At 66.7% G+C, this 21,087-nt stretch carries 18 protein-coding genes, 1 tRNA gene and 1 pseudogene; 5 read left to right on the top strand and 15 right to left on the bottom strand.

Annotation, left to right across the window (positions count from 1 at the left end; genetic code table 11):
• Positions 1–26: 26 nt before the first annotated feature.
• Entirely contained in the window at positions 27–1,088 is a 1,062-nt protein-coding gene (locus ACQY5K_RS07525; RefSeq protein ID WP_428121601.1) for an adenosine kinase, read from the bottom strand.
• Positions 1,089–1,189: 101 nt separating this feature from the next.
• On the opposite strand from ACQY5K_RS07525, the gene ACQY5K_RS07530 reads away from it, so the two are divergent.
• A complete protein-coding gene (locus tag ACQY5K_RS07530; protein ID WP_428121603.1) occupies positions 1,190–3,796 on the top strand; it encodes a M1 family metallopeptidase in 2,607 nt (868 codons plus the stop codon).
• A gap of 246 nt (positions 3,797–4,042) precedes the next feature.
• Here ACQY5K_RS07530 and ACQY5K_RS07535 read toward each other — a convergent pair whose 3' ends face one another.
• From ACQY5K_RS07535 to ACQY5K_RS07570, 8 genes are all read right to left on the bottom strand, one after another.
• Positions 4,043–4,897, bottom strand: a complete 855-nt coding sequence (locus ACQY5K_RS07535; protein ID WP_428121605.1) for a cytochrome c oxidase assembly protein — start codon at positions 4,895–4,897, stop codon at positions 4,043–4,045.
• 4 nt (positions 4,898–4,901) lie between these two features.
• Positions 4,902–5,630 carry an SCO family protein gene (locus ACQY5K_RS07540; RefSeq protein ID WP_428121608.1) on the bottom strand — a complete coding sequence of 243 codons (729 nt, stop codon included), beginning with the start codon at positions 5,628–5,630 and terminating at the stop codon, positions 4,902–4,904.
• A 14-nt stretch (positions 5,631–5,644) separates the two neighbouring features.
• Positions 5,645–5,717, bottom strand: a tRNA-Ala gene (locus ACQY5K_RS07545).
• 78 nt (positions 5,718–5,795) lie between these two features.
• Positions 5,796–6,296 carry a hypothetical protein gene (locus tag ACQY5K_RS07550; protein ID WP_428121611.1) on the bottom strand — a complete coding sequence of 167 codons (501 nt, stop codon included), beginning with the start codon at positions 6,294–6,296 and terminating at the stop codon, positions 5,796–5,798.
• A 167-nt stretch (positions 6,297–6,463) separates the two neighbouring features.
• Positions 6,464–6,955, bottom strand: coding sequence for a cyclic pyranopterin monophosphate synthase MoaC (moaC, locus tag ACQY5K_RS07555; RefSeq protein ID WP_428121613.1), 492 nt, complete (start codon positions 6,953–6,955; stop codon positions 6,464–6,466).
• A 75-nt stretch (positions 6,956–7,030) separates the two neighbouring features.
• Positions 7,031–8,053: a GTP 3',8-cyclase MoaA gene (gene moaA / locus ACQY5K_RS07560; RefSeq protein ID WP_428121616.1), complete on the bottom strand. Its 1,023-nt coding sequence runs from the start codon at positions 8,051–8,053 to the stop codon at positions 7,031–7,033.
• A 94-nt stretch (positions 8,054–8,147) separates the two neighbouring features.
• Entirely contained in the window at positions 8,148–9,359 is a 1,212-nt protein-coding gene (locus ACQY5K_RS07565; RefSeq protein WP_428121619.1) for a molybdopterin molybdotransferase MoeA, read from the bottom strand.
• A gap of 103 nt (positions 9,360–9,462) precedes the next feature.
• Positions 9,463–10,899: a UTP--glucose-1-phosphate uridylyltransferase gene (locus tag ACQY5K_RS07570; protein ID WP_428121622.1), complete on the bottom strand. Its 1,437-nt coding sequence runs from the start codon at positions 10,897–10,899 to the stop codon at positions 9,463–9,465.
• Between the two features lie 10 nt (positions 10,900–10,909).
• Between ACQY5K_RS07570 and ACQY5K_RS07575 the strand changes: the two are divergent.
• Positions 10,910–10,957, top strand: a pseudogene (locus ACQY5K_RS07575) (FmdB family zinc ribbon protein); the annotation flags it as partial.
• Between the two features lie 146 nt (positions 10,958–11,103).
• Here the strand turns inward: ACQY5K_RS07575 and ACQY5K_RS07580 are convergent.
• Positions 11,104–11,499 carry a hypothetical protein gene (locus tag ACQY5K_RS07580; RefSeq protein ID WP_428122871.1) on the bottom strand — a complete coding sequence of 132 codons (396 nt, stop codon included), beginning with the start codon at positions 11,497–11,499 and terminating at the stop codon, positions 11,104–11,106.
• On the opposite strand from ACQY5K_RS07580, the gene ACQY5K_RS07585 reads away from it, so the two are divergent.
• The gene (locus ACQY5K_RS07585; protein WP_428121624.1) at positions 11,482–12,108 is read left to right on the top strand and encodes a hypothetical protein; all 627 of its coding nucleotides are present in this window, start codon (positions 11,482–11,484) and stop codon (positions 12,106–12,108) included. The two genes, ACQY5K_RS07580 and ACQY5K_RS07585, sit on opposite strands and share 18 nt — an antisense overlap.
• Here the strand turns inward: ACQY5K_RS07585 and ACQY5K_RS07590 are convergent.
• The 4 genes from ACQY5K_RS07590 to ACQY5K_RS07605 are packed head-to-tail and all read right to left on the bottom strand — an operon-like array spanning position 12,092 to position 16,552.
• Positions 12,092–12,973: an undecaprenyl-diphosphate phosphatase gene (locus ACQY5K_RS07590; RefSeq protein ID WP_428121627.1), complete on the bottom strand. Its 882-nt coding sequence runs from the start codon at positions 12,971–12,973 to the stop codon at positions 12,092–12,094. The genes ACQY5K_RS07585 and ACQY5K_RS07590 overlap by 17 nt on opposite strands.
• A gap of 7 nt (positions 12,974–12,980) precedes the next feature.
• On the bottom strand, positions 12,981–13,706 hold the full coding sequence (locus tag ACQY5K_RS07595) for a PHP-associated domain-containing protein (RefSeq protein ID WP_419922318.1): 726 nt from the start codon (positions 13,704–13,706) through the stop codon (positions 12,981–12,983).
• 3 nt (positions 13,707–13,709) lie between these two features.
• Positions 13,710–15,074 carry a TldD/PmbA family protein gene (locus ACQY5K_RS07600; RefSeq protein WP_428121630.1) on the bottom strand — a complete coding sequence of 455 codons (1,365 nt, stop codon included), beginning with the start codon at positions 15,072–15,074 and terminating at the stop codon, positions 13,710–13,712.
• A gap of 44 nt (positions 15,075–15,118) precedes the next feature.
• Positions 15,119–16,552, bottom strand: coding sequence for a TldD/PmbA family protein (locus ACQY5K_RS07605; protein WP_428121632.1), 1,434 nt, complete (start codon positions 16,550–16,552; stop codon positions 15,119–15,121).
• Between the two features lie 284 nt (positions 16,553–16,836).
• Between ACQY5K_RS07605 and ACQY5K_RS07610 the strand changes: the two genes are divergently transcribed.
• Both ACQY5K_RS07610 and dxs read left to right on the top strand, forming a co-directional pair.
• Positions 16,837–17,817, top strand: a complete 981-nt coding sequence (locus tag ACQY5K_RS07610; RefSeq protein ID WP_428121635.1) for a lysylphosphatidylglycerol synthase transmembrane domain-containing protein — start codon at positions 16,837–16,839, stop codon at positions 17,815–17,817.
• A 17-nt stretch (positions 17,818–17,834) separates the two neighbouring features.
• A complete protein-coding gene (dxs, locus tag ACQY5K_RS07615) occupies positions 17,835–19,766 on the top strand; it encodes a 1-deoxy-D-xylulose-5-phosphate synthase (protein ID WP_419922314.1) in 1,932 nt (643 codons plus the stop codon).
• A gap of 82 nt (positions 19,767–19,848) precedes the next feature.
• On the opposite strand, the gene ACQY5K_RS07620 is transcribed toward dxs, so the two are convergent.
• Positions 19,849–21,051: an acetyl-CoA acetyltransferase gene (locus tag ACQY5K_RS07620; RefSeq protein ID WP_428121637.1), complete on the bottom strand. Its 1,203-nt coding sequence runs from the start codon at positions 21,049–21,051 to the stop codon at positions 19,849–19,851.
• Positions 21,052–21,087: the final 36 nt, after the last annotated feature.

Genomic DNA, 21,087 nt, shown 5'->3' on the forward strand with positions numbered 1-21,087 from the left:
CGCATCCGAGCCAATCTGCGTGCCCTCTAGATCAGATCAGCGGCCAGCGAATCGAGCGGCACGAGCGGCCGGGTTCCCACGTGGGTGATGACCTCGGCGGCCGCAACCGAGCCGAGCCGGCCGCATCGTTCGAGGTCGTAGCCGCGGGCCAATCCATACAGCACGCCCGCTGCGTACAGGTCGCCAGCGCCGGTGCGGTCGACGACCTCATCGACCGGCTCGACAGGGATCTCCACGATCTCGTCGGGGGTGACGAATACGGCTCCGGCCGCCGACAGCGTGACCGAAGCGATGTCCACCCGGCCCTGCACCGTCGCGAGCGCTTCGTCGAGGTCATCGGTCCCGTAGAGCGCCTTGAGCTCGGCTGCGTTGGCGAACAAGACGTTGGTGCAGCGATCCACCATGTCGATGAACTCGCGCCGGTGGCGCTCAACGCAGAACGAGTCAGACAGGCTGAGGGCAACGTGGCAATCGTTGCCGGGAGCGGCGCAGTGTTCAGCCACCTCGCGCAGCGCAACCCGGGCCGCTGTCGGATCCCAGAGGTAGCCCTCGAGCAGCACCGTGCGAGCACGGTCCACCATGGCCCAGTCCACATCGGCTGGCGCGAAGCCGGCGGAGGCCCCCAGGTACGTGCTCATCGTGCGCTCGCCGTCGGGCGTGATGACGACCGTGCAGCGACCCGTCGGATCGTCGGCTGGCGCCCCCGCGGTAGCGTGCTCGACCCCGTGCGCGGCCATGTCGGAGATGAACAGGTCCCCTAGGGAGTCCTCGCTCACGCGGCCCATGTAGCCGGCATTGCCGCCGAGCGCCGCGATACCCAGCATCGTGTTCGCGACCGAGCCGCCGGGCGTCATCTCGTCTGGGCCCCCAAGCAGCTCCACGAGCGCGGTGAGCTCGACCGCCCGCTGGGTATCCACCAGCGTCATCGCCCCCTTGACGATGCCCAGCTCGATGACCATGGCTTCATCGGTGCGCAGAAGCACGTCCACCATCGCATTGCCGATGCCGACGACATCGAGAGCACTGCCGCTGCCGACGACATCACGTGCATCGCCGTTGTCGGTGACATCGGGATGCTGAGATTCCACGCCAGTGGGCTTAGCATCTCAGCCTGCCGGCTCGCAGGTTCGATTCGGAGGACAAGGTGGTCTCAGCAACGACCGCGCAGACCGTCGGTAGTGTGCGCGCCGTGACGTTCTTGCTTTCCAGTCCCTCCGCCGACGGTCCCGCCATGACCAGTGTCAACCCGTACCGGCTGCCGCGCGATGTGCGCCCCGTGCGGTACGACCTCGTGATTGAACCCGACCTCGACTCGGCTCGATTCGTGGGCGAGGTCGCCATTGCGGCGACGCTGCGGGGGCCAGTCGACAGCGTGACGTTGAACACCGCCGAGCTCGAATGCTCCGATGCGACGCTGCGCCAAGGCGACACCACCGTCGGGGCCGAGATCTCGTTCGATGCCGAAAACGAGCGGATGACACTTCGACCGCTCGACGGAGTCCAGCTCGAACCGGGCGACGTCCGCATCGCCTGCAGGTTCGCAGGCGAGCTGAACGACAAGCTCCGCGGCTTCTATCGCTCGACGTTCGTCAACGATGCCGGTGAGACCCGCACGATCGCCACGACGCAATTCGAGTCCACCAACGCGCGGCGCGCATTCCCGTGCTTCGACGAGCCGGACTTCAAGGCCGTGTTCGGCGTCACGATGATCGTGCCGTCAGACCTCATGGCGATCAGCTGCGGCGAGCTCGTGTCATCCGAGCCGACCGCCGACGGACGGCGGCGCGACACGTTCGCCGACACCATGCTCATGTCGACATATCTCATGGCGTTCATCGTCGGCGACCTCGAAGCAACCGATCCGGTCGACGTCGGCGGGGTGCCGCTGCGGATCGTGCATGTACGTGGCAAGTCGTCGCTGACCGGTTTCGGACTCGAGGCCGCAGCGTTCGCTCTGGCGTGGCTGGTCGACTACTACGGCATCGACTACCCAGGCACCAAGGTGGACCTCATCGCTGTGCCGGACTTCGCGTTCGGCGCGATGGAGAACATGGGCGCCATCACGTTCCGCGAGACGCTGCTGCTGGCAGATCCCGCCAAGGCGACCACGGCGGAGCTGCTGCGCATCGTCGATGTGATCGCGCACGAGCTGGCGCACATGTGGTTCGGGAATCTTGTGACCATGGACTGGTGGAACGGCATCTGGCTGAAGGAGGCCTTCGCCACGTTCATGCAGGTCACCACCACTGACGCCTTCCGGCCCGAGTGGCAGCGCTGGGATGAATTCTCGATCGAACGCGGCGCAGCATTCGACGTGGATGCGCTGAGCACGACACGCCCGATCGAGTACGAGGTGGTCTCCCCCGAAGACGCCGAGGGCATGTACGACGTGCTGACGTACGAGAAGGGCGCCGCAGTCGTGCGGATGCTCGAGCAGTACCTGGGCGCTGCGCGGTTCGCGGCCGGGGTGCGGCACTACCTGAACCGCCACAGCTACGCAAACGTCACAACGACCGATCTGTGGGACGCTCTCGAAGAATCCAGCGGTGAGCCGGTCCGGGCCGTCATGGACGGCTGGATCTTCCGGGGCGGCTACCCGATTCTCGCTGTCGAGGTGCACTCCGCGGGTTTGGAGATCTCGCAGCATCGCTTCATGTACGGCGGCAGCGGCGGCGATGGCGCTGCCGCCGAAGCCAGCACATGGAGCGTGCCGGTGATCGTGCGGGCACGTGTCGACGGCAAGATCGTCGAACGGCGGCTGCTGCTCGAAGGGCCATCGGTGCGACTCGACATGGGTGGTTCGGTTGAGTGGGCCGTTGTCAACGCCGGCGGTCATGGCTATTACCGGGTGCGGTACAGCGGCGAGCTGCTGGCGCGCACCGCTCGCCAAGCGCTGGAGGTCATGGCGCCGATCGAGCGATACGGCCTGGTCGACGACACCTACGCCGCTGTGGTGGCTGGTCATGCACCAGCGTCAGAATTCGTGCAGCTGGTGACCGATCTCGCCTCCGAGACCGATCTGCATGTCTGGCAACGGATCGTGTGGGGCTTGAAGGGGCTGCACGCGATCGCCGAGCCCCACGGTCGTGAAACCTTGGCTGTGCTCATTCGTGACCTGGCGACCACGGCCCTGGGAGTCCTGGGCTTCGAGCCCCGCTCCGACGAGCCGGATCTGGACCGCGAGCTGCGTGGGGTGCTCTTCGAAGCCGCCGGCGGACGCGGTCGAGACGAATTGGTTCGGACCCGCGCCCGCGATCTGTTCGACGCTGCCGCCCAAGACGGCGCCGCCTCGGTCGAGCCGAACCTGGCCGCCGCAGCCGTCCAGGTCGCCGCGGCGGCGGGTGACGAGACCGACTACGAGCGCATGGTCGATCTGTACCGGGGTGCCGACACGCCGCAGAGCGAGCTGCGCTACCTCCAAGCACTACTGCTGTTCGACAGACGTGACCTGTTCGAACGGACGCTCGAACTGTTCGCCACCGAGGTGCGCACCCAGAACGCGCCGTACCTGTTGAGCGCTGCGATGACGCACCTCGACTGGGGTCCCGTCGCCTGGGAATTCGTGCGGGATCAGTGGGACGACCTCACTGAACGCTTTCCTCAGAACTCCATCGCTCGCATGGCAGGCGGGGTACGCGGGCTGTCCACCAGAAGTCTCGCCACCGAGGTCGAAGCGTTCTTCGCCGATCACGAGGTGCCTCAGGGAGCGCTCACTGTGGCTCAGCATCTGGAGAAGATGTGGGTGAACGTGAGGCTGCGCGAGCGCGAGGGTGCGCGCCTCGGACGGGCCACATGAACAGGGCCCACATGAGCAAGGCCACATGAGCAGCGACGGCACTGCACGACGGTTCGCAGGACGCTGATGTTCGGGCGACCGCCGCGCCGACCGATGCGCGCAGGCGACGAAGCGTGGCTGTCCGTGCGGGCGATGATCGCGGCTGCCGCACTCGTCGTGGCGGTCGTCTACTGGGCGCTCGTCATCGTCGACTGAGAGTGCTAGCGCAGAGGCGGCGATGCCTGCCTGCCTGCCCCGACCCGTGAACTATCCGCGCGGCCCCTCAGCGGCTGCCGGGCTGGACGCCCTCGACTCATCGGCCCAGCGCATCATCATGGCGATGATGGTCCCCCACACGATCGGGATGCCGCCCAGCTTCATGATGAGGCCCGCCATCTGCTGATCCGTTGCAGCGTCGAGGCCATAGAACCTCGGCGCCAGCTCATAGGTGGCGTACAGCGGAAAGCCCGCAAACGTCAGGAATCCAGCTGGAACAGCGGGCACCACGCCCAACGCGAGGAACAGGTACACCATCTTGGCGGGATAGCTGCGAAGTCGATGCTCGGCCAGCGGCGAGCAGATCGGAAGCCACACCAACACGCCCGACACAAGCCAGATCAGGTCCATGACGAATGACCCGAACTGGTTCGCTCGCAGGGTGTCGACCGCCCACGGCGAGTGTGTTGCCACCAAACACGCGTTGAAGACGACACCCGCAGCAACCGGCTTGGTCAAGCGGGTCATCACGCGGTACAGGCGCAGCTTCGCCAGAATCTTGCGAGCCATCGGCTCGGGCACGCCCAGCACCAGCAGCGGCGCAGCGACCAGCGTGTACAGCATGAACTGCACCATGTGGGCCGAAGCCAGATAGCCCGCACCGAGCACACCGAGCGGCCAATCGGAGGCCACCCAGAACGCCGCGACCCCGGCCAGGAATAGCCACCTCTGCCGACCCTGCGTCGCTGCTTCGGCGGGGTCCAGCGGCTGAATGCGCATGCTGCGTTCGCGGCGACGAGCCATCAGGTACGGGACCGCAATGGCCAGCGACGCCGCCCAGACGCCTGGGTAGGCACGCCACCCCCACGTCCACGGCACCTCGAGCGCCGAGCACCAGAACCGCATGGTGCTACAGACCCGCGCCGGACGGCGCGTCCGGGTCGATGACGGCCAGGATCGGCAGGTCGTGATCGAACTGGGACTGACGTGTGGGATACGGGTACTGCGCGTAGCCGTACCCGTTGGGGGCGAAGGCAAACACACGGCCGTCATGGCCGATGTCGTAGGCGCCGTGGTCGTGAGCCGCGTCGGCATCGACATCTGTGCTGTGGTCGTGATCCGTCGTCGGGGTGGTGTCGAAGATCTTGAACGAGGCCAACGAGCCCAGCACGTTCTGCAGGTCGGTCAACTGCTGCTCGCTGCGGGGAATGAGTCCAACAAAGTCAGCGCTGAACTGGTCGAGATACGCACGCAGGATCTCAGGAGTGTCCCGGTCAGGGTCGACGGTGACCGCCAACACTTGCACGTTCTTCGGAGCACCTGGCCGGCCGAGCACGCTGGCGAGCTGCGCCAGTTGCACCCCGCAAATGTCGGGGCAGTTCGTGAACAACTGGTACACGAGACGCACCTGCCCTTCCGTATCGGCCGCGAGACCGAAATCGTTGCCAGCGGTGTCTGATAGCACCATATGGGGGATCTGCCGCAGCTCGGAGGGGGCCACCGCGAGGCCTTCGTAGCGCGACTCGGTGTCGCTCCCGCCTCCGCATGCTGCCACGAAGACGACAGCGACCAGAACTGACGCGACGATCCGCAGGTGTGCCCGGCGCGTGCGTCCTCGACCGGGACGTGCGTGAGACACACGAGACGCCTTTGTGGAGGTGAGGGGAATCGAACCCCTGGCCTCTTCGATGCGACCGAAGCGCTCTACCAACTGAGCTACACCCCCGACTGGAAGTCCGGTCGAATATATCTGCGCGGCTTGACGGCCGATCGGGGCTCGCCCTGTGCGCTGTGCGGCGCAGCCCTACTGGTTCGCCGACCGGCGAATCATGGTCACCGTGGACGGTTCGGTGCCGGCGTGGGGCAAGTAGTGGACTTGCGCGGTCGGCGCGGCGCGACGGCGCCGCAGCGCGCCGATGCCGTACGCCGCCGCCAACACCACTGCGACGACGCAGGCGCCGAGCGCCCACGACGAGTTCGTGGCAAAGACACCCGCAAGTGTTACGCCAACGCACAACGCCAGCAGCGTGCCGATGTCTCGCCTGCGAATCGCTGCTTGCTTCGCACTCGCCGGCATCGCTGTCGGCGGCCGCGACCAGCGCTCCTGGCTCTGCGTGCTCGATGCATCCGGCACACGAGGGATGCTCGCCACAGCGGGTGCGGATCGACCGAGCGAATCGAGCTGCTGGCGGAAGTGATCAACCGACGTCCGGGCTTGCTGCCGTGGACGGAACAGGCGCGCCACATCGGGTGCGAGCACGACGATCCACGCAACAGCCAAGAACACCAAGACCAGCTGTGTCACGCATCACCTGCCTTGTCGGCGGGCCTGTCCACAAAGGGTGCCATTCCGCCGCGGGCGCACCGTGCATTTCCGCTGCGTGCGCATCGCTGCAGACTAGTCTCTCGGCATTGCCGTCGGCTATCACGCGATCGTTCGCTCAACTGACGAGCTGCGGCGAGGCAAGAACATCAGTCCGAGGTGTCCGCCTCACGGCGGTAGGTTCCCGATTTGCCCCCCGTCTTCTCCCACAGCGTGAGATCGCCGATGACCATCGAGCGGTCGGCTGACTTGCACATGTCGTAGATCGTCAGCGCAGCTACCGAGCACGCCGTCAGGGCCTCCATCTCGACGCCGGTGCGGTCGACCGTCTCGACCTGGGCCTCGATCTCGATCCAGGTGTCGGCGATCTCGAAGTTGACGTAGACCGAGCCGACGAGCAGCGGATGGCACAACGGGATCAGATCGGGTGTGCGCTTGGCGGCCTGGATGCCTGCTACCCGGGCGACGGCGATGACGTCGCCCTTGGCGATGGTGCCGCGTGCCACCTGCGACGCGGTGTCATCGGACATGTAGACCCGGCAGCGGGCGATGGCCCGGCGATACGACGGATCCTTCGGCGTGACATCGACCATGCGCGCTCGGCCGAGCGGATCCAGATGCGTGAATGGCGAATCGGTCATGACCTGTGCTTCCTCGGCGATGTGTTCAGACTGAACGGCCTTCAGCCACCACTGGGTTTGATGAATCGGTGGCCATCAGCCACCGATTTGACTCATCGTTCTCTTTGGCTTGATGAAGTTGACCTGGCCGATCGAATGGCCGGCCCACTTGGTGCCCACCGCGCTGCGGATGGCCTCAACGAGCTGGTCCTCCAGCTCCCCGCCGACAGCGTCGCTGCGCAGGATCGTGCGCATATCGAACTCGTTCAGTGCGAACAGGCAGGTCCGGAATTGGCCTTCAGCGGTCAGGCGCACACGGTCGCAGTTCCCGCAGAAGGGCTTGGTGACGCTGGCGATGACGCCGACCTGGCCGCCGCCGTCAAGGTAGCGGTACCGCTCGGCAGGCTCGCTCGAGCGCAGGATCGGCTCGGTCGCAAACTCGGCCGAGATAGCCGCCAGGATCTCGTCGGCCGGCACCACCACGTCGCTCGTCCACACATCGCCCGCTTCGAGCGGCATGAACTCGATGAAGCGGACCTCCACCCCTCGCTCGCGGCCGAAGCGCGCGAAGTCAACGACTTCGTCGTCGTTGATGCCTCGCATCATGACGGTGTTGATCTTCACCGGTGCGAGTCCAGCGTCGATCGCGGCGTCGATTCCGTCGAGCACACGGTCCAACTCGTCGCGGCGGGTGAGCTCCAAGAAGCGCTCGCGCTGCAGCGAGTCGAGGCTTATGTTGATGCGGCTGAGGCCGGCATCCGCGAGCGGCTTGGCGTGCATTCGCAAGGTGGCACCGTTGGTCGTGAGTGCGACATCGACACCGAGCCCGGCCAGGCGTTCCACCAGCCGCGGCAGATGGGCGCGCACAAGGGGCTCGCCGCCCGTCAGACGAATGCTCTCGAAGCCGAAACGCTCGACGCAGACGCGAGCGAATTGCTCGATCTCCTCGAAGCTCAGGATCTCTGAGCGCGGAAGCCACTTCATGCCCTCAGCGGGCATGCAGTACTGACAGCGGAAATTGCAGCGGTCGGTCACCGAGATGCGCAAGTCGCCGACGGTCCGGCCGAACGGATCGACGAGATCCTCAGCCGGCCTCTGCGCGGTTGTCGCAACGCTCACAGGGCTGAGCGTACCCAGAGCAGGACGGGACACTTCCGCGAAGCCGCCGGCGAGCCGCCGCGAACAATCGCCGGCGCCGAATGAATTGTGACGCTCAGTCGATCAGCAGCACATCGACCGGTTCACCCGCACGCACTCCGTCGCCATCGGGCACGACAGCGAGCGCGTTCGACTTCGCCATCGCCCACAACATGTGCGAGCCCTGACCGCCCGCAGAGCGAACCTCGACCCCGCCGTCGACGTGGGCCGCGTGCACACGCATGAAGTGGGTCTTGCCGTCGGTGCGTCGGAGCAGGTCCTCGGCTGCGGTAGCGACCACCGTGGGTCGCATGGGATGCGGGTGGCCCATCATCGAGCGGAGGCCTGGCCGGGCGAACAGCTCGAACGACACCATCGAGGAGACCGGATTGCCCGGCAGGCCGAACACTGGCACGTCGCCGATAGTGCCGAACGCCAGCGGCTTGGCCGGCTTGATCGCCACCTGCATCCACCGCATGTCAGCGATACGGTCGAGCACAGCCTTGACGTAGTCGAAGTCGCCCATCGACACGCCGCCAGACGTGACGATCGCGTCACACGTCGCAGCACCGCTGCTGATCGCCTCGGTGATCGCGTCGAGATCGTCCGGAGCCAGGCCCAAATCGACGGGTTCGACGTCGGCTCGCTTGAGCAGCGACAGCAGGGTCCGTCGATTGGAGTCGCGGATCTGGCCGGGACGCAGCGGGCTGCCATCGTCCACCAGCTCGTCACCGGTTGAGATGACGCCGACCCGCAGCCGCGGATACACCTCGACGTCGGTCATCCCGAGGCTGCACAGCACGCCCAGATGGCCTGCGGTCAGCACCGTTCCGGCCTGGAACACCAGCTCGCCTGCACGGATGTCGTCACCGGCGGGACGAACGTGGTTGCCAGGCGGCACGCTGATCTCGACTCGGACTGTCTCGTCGCTGCCATTCTCGGCGGGAGTCACGATGGTGCGTTCGACCATCACTACCGCATCTGCGCCGGGCGGGATAATGGCCCCCGTCATAATCCGGCTGGCCTCGCCCGCCCCGACGGTCACCTCCGGCGCATGTCCCGCCGCGATGGTCTCGACCACACGCAGTTCGCACGGCGCAATCGCGACATCTTCGGAGCGCACGGCGAAGCCATCCATCGCCGTGTTGGGGAACGACGGGATGTCCTCGGCAGCTACGATCTCAGCGGCTGTCACCAGGCCCAGCGCATCCGCGACCCTGCAGAGAGCCGGCCTGCGCCGACCGCATCGCTCCAGAACGAACTCGCGGGCAGCATCGAGCGGCAGCACGCTGCGAAATGTACTGGTCGCAGCTCACGCTGGTGCCGTCGGCGCCGCGTCGATGCGGACACACTCGTCGGTCGACCATCGGTCAAATCTGCGCGGCGGCCAGCTACGAGATCACGCCCCGGGCCGTGAGGATGTCGGCGATCTCGCGGCGGCGCGCAGCAAGCTCGGCAGGGTCCTTGACCGGTTGGAAGCGACCGTCGGGGCCGTCGCGGTCGACGAGCAGCATCGTCGTGTCGGCGAACGCCGACAGCTCGCCGATGAGACGTTCGAACTGCACCACCTCATCGGGGCCGACCCTCTTGCGCACTTCGAACCAAGTCAGCGGCCACTGCGCTGCGAAGACCTCCACATCAACGACGAGGGAGTTCGTGTTGACCGCTCCGGCGGCCGTCGGGTCGACGCCTGAGGGCAAGCGGAACGATTCCAGGATCTGCAGGTGACCGTCGACACGCCACGGCGCGCCGCCCGACGCCTCCCCGGCGACGACCTCACAGCTGAGCGGCCGTTCATGCACCAGATGCGCGCCGATCACTGCCGGGTCCAGCGTGGCCGTTGCGTTGTCGACATTCGTCACGAAGATGTGTCGGCCGCCATCCGCTGCGAACTGATCGAGGATCCCGGCGCGCCGCATGGCCCACGGCGCTTCTCCGTGGCCGGGCGCATGCAGCGAGACAGCCCCCGACGTGTCGTCGCGAAACAACTCTCCGTCAGCTCGCAAACGCATCGAGACGCCCTGTGGAGCAAGGCCGACGGGCACACGGCGCGGCTCGCCGCTGCCAGTACTGAGGGCCGCGGTTTCTGCCCAGGAGGCGAGTGCGTCGTCGGACTGGAAGCTCGTCATGAGCGTCAACGGGATCGAGCAGTCCAGCTCGCGGGCCAGCCGTCGAAGATCAGCGAGCTTGACGTCGACGAAGGTCAGGCCGTCGAGGACTTCGGCGAGCGCCTTGACACCGCCGCCGAAACGCGTGGCCATGCCGCCCGCCAGCAGCAGCACGCCGACGCGGCCCAGTGCGATGGCCTCGCGGCCTGCGTCGGTGAACTGGCCGCGCTCGGCCGAGTCCGGCGGGGGCAATGCGACAAGGTCGTCGGAGTTGGGGGGTTCGATGTTGCCGCGCACCCGGTTGTCCGCAGCGCTTGCGTCACCATCGTGTGCGCGGTCGCCCACGCGGCAGCGCAACAGATCGAACGTGACGGGATCAAAGCCGTAGCGCTGCAGTGTCGCAGCGGTCATCGCGTCGAGTCCGTAGCGATCGGCCATCGCCACAACAGCTTCAGCGTCGCCAGCACTCACGCCGTCGAAAGTTAGAGGCGGCGCAGACAGTTCGCGACTCGGACAACGGCTGACACGCCTTCGGTGCGCATTCTTTGCGCAGATTTGCCGTCTATGGCGGCATTTCTGCACAGAGTTGAGGAACTCAGAGCTGGCGAGCGTCGTCGCGACGAAAGGCTTGAGCATCCGAGCGTTCGGCGTCGCTAGAATTTCCAACGGCCCGAATACCGCTTGAATCACGCGGCTCGGGTCGCTGGCTGGAAACCGCACCGGAGACCTCATGCCGACCTACCAGTACCGCTGTGTCGATTGTGCGCAGTCGTTCGAGCGCTATCAGAGCTTTGCCGACGACCCGATCACGATCTGCCCGTTGCCGTTGGACATCGAAGCTGCCGACGACACCGCTGCGACCTGCGGCGGCGAGGTGCGCAAGGTGTTCTCGAACGTGGGCATCTCGTTCAAGGGCAGCGGCTTCTACCGCAACGACAGCAGGTCAGACGGCGAATCGAAATCGAAGCCCTCTGACAGCCCGTCCAGTCCCGCCAGCGGCTCCGAGACCACGTCGACGCCGTCGACTTCGTCAAGCTCATCAAGCTCGTCGAACGGCAGCTCGGAGCGCGATTCTTCGGCCGTTGGAGCCTCCTCGGCGTCAGGCTGACGCCCATCGCTTCGGCGCCGTCGCCATTGGGGTGACGCCGCGCCAACCCGACACTTCAGACACGCCGCTTGCTGCTGTGCTGGCTGGTCGCGCATCGCAGCCAGCGCTGGCACGCAGTGATGCGGCTCGAGGCGCAGCAGTGCACGCCGATTCACCGGCGTCGCTGCGGCGGCCGATGCCCCGCGGAGGCTTCGATGACGCTCATCTCTCACATCGCCGGAATCTGGCAACGCCGTCCGAACATCATGCACTGGGCCGCGATTGGGGCCGTCGCGCTGGTTGCGGTGATCGTCGTTGGTGGGACGCAGGGCCGGGCGCGATCGGCCGCGGCTGCGTGGGGCACACCGGTGAGGGTGCTGATCGCGCAATCGTCACTCGGCATCGGTGTCACGCCTGGCAGCACGCAGGTCGTCGCAATGGAGGTACCGGCCCACCTCGTTCCCGACGGTGCGCTCAAGAGTTCGACCCAGCTTCGAGAGCTGGCACGCTCGGTGCCCGCCGGAGGAATCCTGACGATGCTCGACGTCGACCCGGCGGCGTCGGTCAGCGCGGGACGGCGGGGCATCGGCATCGACGCAGCCCGACATGCGCCCGATGTCGCGCCAGGCACTGCGGTCGAGCTGTTGCTCTACGCGGACGTGGACCCCTTCGCGCCGAACGTCGCTGCAGGCGAGGCTGTCCGGGTTCCGGCGCATGTCCTGGCCGCTTCGGCAGAGCGGTGGTTCGTGGAGATCGAACTTTCGCACGTCGACGCTGTTGCTCGTGCCAGCGCGACGGGCATCGTCGTGCCAGTAGTGGTGGGCGTCAACGCAATCCCGTGACGATAACGAGAACGACAACCAGGGCAACCGCTGTCCGATAACCGGCAAACAGGGCGAACGGTGATCGCCGTTCGTTTCCTGACCCCGAACCCGTCCGACGCAGCAGCCACAGCATCGCTGCGACGCCGGCCCACGACGACACTGCGGCCGTCACTCCGCCGACGACCAGCATCGCTATTTGGGAGCCCGTCGGGGCAGCCGACAGAGTGGCAGCACGGTACACACCGGCGCCGGCGATCAGGGGCAGGCTCATCAGGAATGCCAGGCGCGCCGCTGCAGCGCGATCGAAGCCCAGCCACCGTCCCGCCGTCATCGTGACGCCTGAGCGGCTGACCCCGGGCAGCAGTGCGGCGGCCTGCGCGATGCCCATGGTCAGCGCATCTCGGATCCCGAACCCGGACTGTTGCCGTTCCGCGGTTGCGCTTGCGTCCGACCACCACAGCAGCCAGCCGAAACCGGCCAGCAACGTGGCGATGAGCAGCGGCTCCTCCGCCAGGCTCAGCAAACGATCCTCCAGCGCGACACCGACCAGCGCCGCTGGCACCGCCGACACCGCCAAGCTCAGCGCGACCACCACATCGGGCCGATCTCGCGCATCGGGCCGTCCTCGGAGCCCTCCTGAACGCGCGGCGCCCCACAGTGCGCCCATATACCGAGCGATGTCGCGGCGGAGGTACACGGCAGCGCCCACGAGAGTGCCGACATGTACAGCCACGTCGAACGTGTTCTCCAGTTCCGTATCGCCGTCGAACAGATCCCACCCGACCAGCCACGGAGCCAGCTCGAGATGAGCGCTTGACGAAACAGGAAAGAACTCGGTCAGGCCTTGCAGCAGGCCCAAGACGACTGCCTGCACGAGGCTCATGTGGGCGTCAGTCGTCGCTGCGAACGGACGGCACGATCCTCGGTCGCCATCGCCGAGGCGGGTCGTAGTGGTGGCCCACCGCCCATCCCCGACGCATCGATTGCAGGAATCCGGCCGGATCGTCGTCGTCGAAGTCAGGCATCTCGAGGTAGGCGCCGCCGAGCGCTTCGGCCACATGGGCGTCGCTGCCTGCGCCGGGCGCGAGCCCATGCTCGGCTGCGTAGCGCGCAGCCCGAGTGTTCATGCTGGCGAGGCTCGTTTTCGCATTGAGAATCTCGATGCCGTCCACGAGGCCCTCGGCGACGAGCTCATCGAGGACATCGGCACGCAGGTTGTTGCGCAGCGGGTCGAACGGATGCGGGATGTAGACCAGACCGCCCTGGTCGCGGATGGCTTGCGCCGCCTCGACGGGCGGCAGACCCTGGGGCACACGCTCGGACAGGAACAGACCGATGATCTCCCCCGCATGGGTCTTCATCTCCTCGCCGATCACCACACGGGCTCTCAGCTCGCCTTGCAGCTCTTGGGCTCCACGCACGGCGTTGTGATCGGTGATGCACACCACGTCGATGCCTGATTCGTGCAGGCAGTGCGCGAACTCGTCAGGCGTCGTCGTCGAATCGCCTGACCACATCGTGTGCGTGTGAAAATCGACCCGCACCCAGCCTTCGGGGCAAACCTCGACAAGGTGCGGGTGGCGCTCGACCGCGGACGGCGAAGGACTTTGGGGCATCGCTCACACTCCCGACAGCGCGACGTCGGCGATGACCAGCGGAGGCATGTCCATGCCTCCTGCGAGGCGCTTCGCCTCGGCACCGATGCCGCAGATGTCGAGCAGCATGCGCTGCAACGTGGACGCGATCGTGGCCTCCCGGAATGGCTCCGCAAGCTCCCCGCCAGCAATGCGGTGTCCCCAAGCGCCTACGGAGAAATCGCCGCTTGTGGGGTTGACGCCGCTGTGCAATCCGTTGACACCGCGCACCAGCACACCATCGCAGACCGAGGCGAGCAGATCTTCCGCAGCAACGTCGCCAGGGCTCACCGTCATCGCAAGCAGGCCGACGCCTGGCACCGAACGCGTGCTCCGAACGGCTGAACCTGTCGACACCGTCGCCGAGCGCCGGGCTGTGTATGCGTTGTGCAGGAATCCCTGCAGCACGCCGGCGTTGATGAGCTCGTTGCGCCTGGCCCCGAGCCCCTCGCCATCGTGATTCGCTGCGCCCAGCGTGCTGGGATCGGTCGGGTCGTCGGCCAAATGCAGGCGTTCGTCTGCGATCTGTTCACCAACACGGTCTGCGAACGGCGACCTGCCCTTCAGCACGCTGTCGGCGGTGAACACGCTTGACACGACGCGCAGGAATGCTGCTGCGACGCTGGGCTCGAGCACCACAGTCAGCCGCTCGCTGCGCGGCTTGGTGGCGCCCAGCTGACCGGTAGCCATCTCGGCAGCCTCGGAGATCACACGATCTATGTCCAAGTCGTCGAATCGACGCGCCGCATCGCCGGCGTAGCCGATCTGGGTTTCGTCCCCGGAGACCGCAAGCGGCTGAACGCCCACAGAACAATTGCCGCTCTCGCTCTGGGCGCAAATTCCGGCGCTCGACGCCAAGGCCCGTTGAGACCAAGCGTCGCTCCACGCCGCCACACGCACACCGCTGATGCGTGGATCCGCCGCCAGGCAGCGCCGTTCGATATCGATGGCAGTTGCGATCTTGTCCGACTCTGGGATCGACAGCACGCTTGCGTCGCTGAGATCCAGTCCAGGCGGCAAAGCGCCGTCAGGCCGCGCGAGGGCCTGATGCGGGTCGGGTTCACCGAACTCGACGTTGCGACGAGCCGCCTCCAGCGTGTCGGCCACCACGTCGTGGTCCAACGAACCGGCGGAGGCAAAGCCCTGGCGACCGCCGGAGACGATCCGAACGCCGATTGCGGCACTCACACCGGACTTCAGCGACTCGACCTCGCCAAGGTAGGCACGCACCGTCGTCGAGCGGCCGGTCGACACGCACACTTCGATCTCCTCGTGCGGCGTGGCGCGTTCGCACACGCCTTGCGCGAGGCGGGCCAGCTCGTCGGTGTCGTACCCTCCGCCGCCGCTCACGCGCGACCTCACGCCGCCGCTCACGCGCGACCTCACGCCGCCGCTCACGCGGCGGTGCCCCCGACGGTCAAGGCACGCACGCGAAGGGTCGGCTGGCCGTCGCCGACCGGGACGCCCTGTCCGTCCTTGCCGCAGGTTCCGGGGCTGCCCATGGCGAAATCGTTGCCGATGGCATCGATCTCAGCCAATACCGCTGGACCATTGCCGATCAGGTTTCCCTCCCGCAATGGCTCCGTGATGACCCCGTCCTCGATGAGGTACGCCTCGGTCATGCCAAAAACGAAGTCGCCGGTGGCGGTGTTGACCTGTCCTCCGCCGAGCTGCGCCACGTACACACCCCACGGGGTATCAGCGATGATGTCGTCGGGATCGATCTCGCCATTCGTCACGAATGTGTTCGTCATCCGGACCATCGGCAGGTGGGTGTAGCTCTGGCGGCGGCCATTGCCCGACGGAGCGCGCCCAACGTCACGCGATCGCAGCCAGTCCCACATGTAGTCAGTCAGCACACCATCGGATATGAGCACGTTTCGCTGCGTGAGGTGTCCCTCGTCATCGATGGCCAGCGTTCCCCACTCGGGGCCCATCGTGCCGTCGTCCACCAGCGTCACGCCCGGCGCGGCGACCTGCTCGCCGACGCGGCCAGCGAACACCGACGCGCCCTTGCGCACCAGGTCGGCTTCAAGGCCGTGACCGCATGCCTCGTGGAAGAGCACGCCGCCCCCTCCACGGGCGATCACCACAGGCACTTCACCGCTGGGCGCCGGCCGCGCCGCCAGCTTCGTGACTGCTCGACTCGCAGCACGCCGCGCCAGCTCCGCTGGATCGTGGGTGTCGAAGAGTTCCCAACCGACCGTGTATCCGACCGTCTCACGACCGGTCTGCAGGCCTCCGTCGCCACTCGCGACGCAGCCCACCGAGAACAGCGTGCGCACCTGATCGTCGGCGGCGCACAGCCCGTTGGTGTTCGCAACCAGGATCCGTCGGCGACCCTCGGCATAGCGAGCGGTGACCTGGGTGATGGCGCTGTCAACTGAGCGTGCGGCGTCGTCAGCCATCCGCAGCAGCGCCACCTTGCGCTCGGTTCCGATGCTCGCAGGCAGCACTGCGACCCGCGCGGCGGCAGTGCCAGATCCCCCAAGCGGCGTCATCTCGACGGTTCCGCCATGACCCGCCGCCACTGCCGCAGCAGTGCGCGCCGCGTCGGTGAGGCCCTGGGCCGAGAGATCCGCCGTGTGCGCGTAGCCGGTCACGTCGCCTGCGGTGACACGTATGCCGACACCGCGGTCACGGCCGGAGTTCATCTCCTCGACCCGACCCTCGTCGAATATCGCGCCAACCGATTCCCGGTCTTCTGCAAAGAGCTCGGCCCATTCGCCCCCGGCGTCGAGTGCCGCTCGGAGGGTGGCGTCGACCACATCGAGATCCACCAGCGCCCCTGGGCTATGGGTTCCAGAAATCGCCGTGTCCTGCGTCATCTGTGCCGTTTCCTTCTGGAATCTTGCGGGGCGAGGCTTGCGATCCGACCTCGTAGGCGGACATTCTGGGCGTTGTGATGCGGGTGCGCTGCGACGTGGCGTAGGTGTGGGATCAATAACTGTTGCAGGGGCGTGACGTCGGTCATTCGAGCGTCCAGTCGAATGCCGCTGGGGTGCCCAGCCACACTATTGTGCAAAGCCACGTGAAACGCTTCGTCAGGCCGCTGCGCCGCTGGCCGCTCGTCCCGAGGGCGGCGAACTGGCGAAGAGCGAAAGCCGCCTGAATGCGTATCCCGCGAGGCCTCGTCACGGCGATTCGTCTCAGCATCAGTGCCGGCCTGCTGGCGATCCTGTTCGTCATCAGCCGCGACAAGCTCTCGGCGCTGGATCTCGATTCGAAAGGTGCAGCAGCGGCCTGGCTGGTTGCGGCCGCCTTCGTCACGGCTGCCGCGTTTGTCACTGCCGCCGCCCGATGGCGGCAGGTGGCATCCACGCTGGATGTGAAGGCGTCGCGGCGTTCGATGCTGTCCATGTACCTAGCTGCGCAGTTCCTCGGCAATTTCCTGCCCACGACAATCGGCGGCGATGTCTTGCGCATCAAACGCCTGGGGCGAATATGTGGCAGCCAGACCAGTGCATTCGCAACCGTCATCATCGAGCGGCTCACCGGCTGGATCGTGCTGCCGATGATGACGCTCACCGCGTTGGCATCCCAACCAAGTCTTCTTCGCCATTCGGGAGGTCAGATCGCTGCGGGTCTGGCGCTGGGAACGCTGGTGCTGCTCGGGCTCATCGTCTGGGTTGCCGAGCACCCCCGCGGGCTCGGCCGGCTCGGCGGCGGCGGCCGCATCCGGGACGGTCTGGGCGCGGTTCACATGGGCCTGAGCGTGTTCCGACGTCACCCCGGCGCAGCCGGGCGCCTGCTGCTAGTGGGCTTGGCCTACCAGTTCTTGCTGGTCGTGGCGACCGCCCTCGCGGGCGCGGCAATCGGTGTCAACCCGGGCTTGCGCGCCTGGATGGCATTCGCCCCGATGGTGCTGATCGTGCAGGTTCTGCCGGTGGCGATCGGCGGGCTCGGCGTGCGTGAGGCCGCGCTTGTGCTGTTCCTGGACGCACACGGCGTCAGCCACGCCGAGGCCGTCTTGGTGGGCTTGCTGCTGTACGCGCTGACCCTGCTGGTGAGCCTGAGCGGGGCGCCGACGTTGGCCCTCGGGGGCCGTCGAAGGCATGGTGGCGCGAGCGCGGAAGCCCAGCTCGACGCCTGAGTACCCTTAGGCCGCGAATGCACCTTGCCAAGCTCACCAGCCCAGCCGATCTGCGTGCGCTGAACTCCGCACAGCTCGATGAGCTATGCGCGGAGATCCGGCACTTCATCGTGCAAGCCGTGTCGCGCACTGGCGGACATCTCGGCTCGAACCTCGGGGCGGTGGAACTCACCGTTGCGATCCACCGCGTCTTTGAGTCGCCACGCGATGTGATCGTTTGGGACACGGGCCATCAGGCCTACGTTCACAAGCTCATCACGGGTCGCAAGGACGGCTTCAGTCGCCTTCGCCAGCGCCACGGACTGTCCGGCTACCCCAGCGCGGCGGAATCCGCCCACGACATCGTCGAGAACAGCCACGCGTCGACATCGCTGAGCTGGGCATCGGGCCTCGCCGCAGGGTTCGCGATGACCGGCCACGAACACCGACGTGTCGTGGCCGTCATCGGCGACGGGTCCATGACCGGCGGCATGGCCTTCGAAGCGCTGAACAACCTGGGCCACTACGCCCAGCGAGCACTGATCGTGCTCAACGACAACGGACGCTCTTACGCGCCCACGGTCAGCCGGCTGGCCACTGTGGTGTCCCGAGTGCGCCAGTCGCCGCACTATGTGCAAGGTCGCCGGGCCGTGGATCACCTGCTGGACCGAGTTCCGCTGGGCGACGGCGTACGAAGGAGCATCGACAGCGCCGCTGCCGCGATGCGAGAGATGTGGGAGCCACCGGCGTTCTTCGAAACGCTCGGTGTGCGCTACCTCGGGCCTGTCGACGGCCACGACATCGCAGCACTGGAGTCGGCGCTTCGCGATGCCGCCGCATACACCGAAGGCCCCATCGTCGTGCATGTCATCACGGACAAGGGCCGCGGGTACGCGCCTGCGGAACACGACACCGAGAAGCACCTTCACGACATCGGCCTCTTCGACCCCGCCACCGGCGGTGCTCCCGGCCGCGTCACCACAACCGCCGAATCGCCTGTCGTCGCGCCCGAGCCGGCCATGCGCGACTACACAGCCGTGTTCACCGAGACGCTCGTCGCTGCCGCCCGGCGACATCCCGAGATCGTGGCCATCACCGCCGCCATGCCCGGCTCCACCGGGCTGTTGCCGTTCCAGCGCGAGTTTCCCGACCGCTTCTACGATGTCGGCATTGCCGAGCAGCATGCACTGACGTCTGCGGCCGGCATGGCCCGAGCCGGATTGAGACCCGTCGTCGCGGTGTACTCGACGTTCCTCGCGCGTGCTTTCGACCAGACGCTCTACGACGTCGGCCTTCACTGCCTGCCCGTCATCGTGTGCGTGGACCGCGCTGGGGTGACCGGACCCGACGGTGCCTCCCACCACGGGCTGTACGACATCGCCATGTTCACGCGGGTGCCCGGCATGACCGTGCTCGCGCCCTCGTCACCGGACGAGCTGCCAATGGCGTTCGCCGCGGCACTCGAGATCACCGACGGCCCTGTCGCCATCCGCTGGCCACGCGGCAAGGGCCCCGTCACCGGTGTGCGTGACGCGATCGACACCGCTACCGGTGAGCGACTCCACGCCCGCCAAACCAGGTCCGGTCCCGATGCATGCATCCTGGCCGCCGGTCAGACCTTCGCGGCCGCGACGCAAGCAGCCGAAATGCTCAATGCCGATGGCGTCGAAGTCTCGCTCTGGGACCCGCGCGTGCTGAAGCCGCTCGATCGCCAAATGGTGCTCGACGCCGCAGCCCACCCACTCGTGGTCACCGTCGAGGATGGCGTCCGCGTCGGCGGCTTCGGCAGCCTGGTCAACGACGCTCTGCAGCAGCTCGAAGCTCCCAGCGTCCCCCGCATCTGCCAGCTCGGCACCCCCGACGCCTACCTCCCCCATGGAACCGCCGCAGAGCTTCACGCCGAACTCGGCCTCGACGCCGTGGGCATAGCCGCAGCCGTCCGCAAGACCCTCACCCACATCACCAACTGACCCCCTCACAGCCCGGACGCACGCGAACGGCCCGGGGGCAACTACCCCCGGGCCGTTCAGCGATTTAGGTTGTCTGCGGGGGTCAGCCCAGCTCAGACCCGACAACCGAGACGAAGCTCACGCAGGCGCCCGGCTGGCCGCCGAGGTTGTGCGTGATTCCCAGGGTCTTGCCCTGTTCGGTAACCGAGGGGATCTGCCGCTCAGGCGGTGCCTCACCACGCAGCTGCAGCCAGCACTCGAAGAGCATCCGCAGGCCGGATGCGCCAATCGGGTGGCCGAAGCTCTTCAGGCCGCCATCGGGGTTGACCGGGAGGTCGCCGTCGAGGTCGAACGTGCCGGCCATGGCTTCCTTCCAGCCAAGGCCACGCTCGGCGAATCCGAGATCCTCCATCAGGACGAGCTCGGTTGGCGTGAAGCAGTCATGCACCTCGGCCATCGCGATCTGCGAGCGAGGATCGGTGATGCCAGCCTGCTTGTAGGCCTCGGCTGCCGATGCCTCCACCTCGCGGAACGTGGTGTAGTCATAGGTGCTGTCAAGCGCCCCGGTCGCAGGGCCTGAAGCGAAGCTGAGCGCCTTGATGTACAGCGGGTTGTCGCAGTACTTGTGAGCGTCTTCGGCCCGAACCAGAATGGCGGCGGCCGAGCCGTCGCTCACGCCGGAGCAGTCGAAGATGCCCAGCGGACCAGCGATCAGTGGCGAGCCGGCGATGGTCTCCTTGGCGACTTCCTTGCGGAACTGAGCCCGAGGGTTCAGCGCTCCGTTGCGGTGGTTCTTCCAGGCAATGCGGGTGAGAACTTCCTTCATGGTGTCTTCGTCAAGCCCGTACTTGTGGGCATATGCCGGTGCCAGCAGGCTGAACGTCGCCGGAGCGGTGATCGATGAATCGGTGCCGTCGCTCGGTGGCCGAGCGCCGGTCAGACCCGAGTACCCGGAGTCCTTCAGCTTCTCGACGCCGATCGCCATAACCATGTCGTAGGCGCCCGATGCGACTGCGTAAGCGGCGTTGCGAAACGCCTCCGAGCCAGTGGCGCACATGTTCTCGAGCCGGGTGACCGGCTTGTAGTCGAGCTGCAGCGGCTTCGACAGGGTCAGGCCCGAGACCCCCGAGCCCATCGTGCCGAGCCAGAAGGCGTCGATGTCGTCTTGTTCGACGCCCGCGGATGCGTACGCATCGTGCGCGGCGTCGATGAGCATGTCATCGACGCTGCGATCCCAGTGTTCGCCGAATTGGGTGCAGCCCATTCCGACGATCGCGACCTGGTCGCGAATGCCATGTGAAGCCATAAGTGCCTGCCTTGTGGTGAGTTGGGTTGTGGGTGA

The organism is Candidatus Poriferisodalis sp., assembly GCF_965262965.1.
In the GTDB taxonomy this organism is placed as follows: Bacteria; Actinomycetota; Acidimicrobiia; order Acidimicrobiales; family Poriferisodalaceae; genus Poriferisodalis.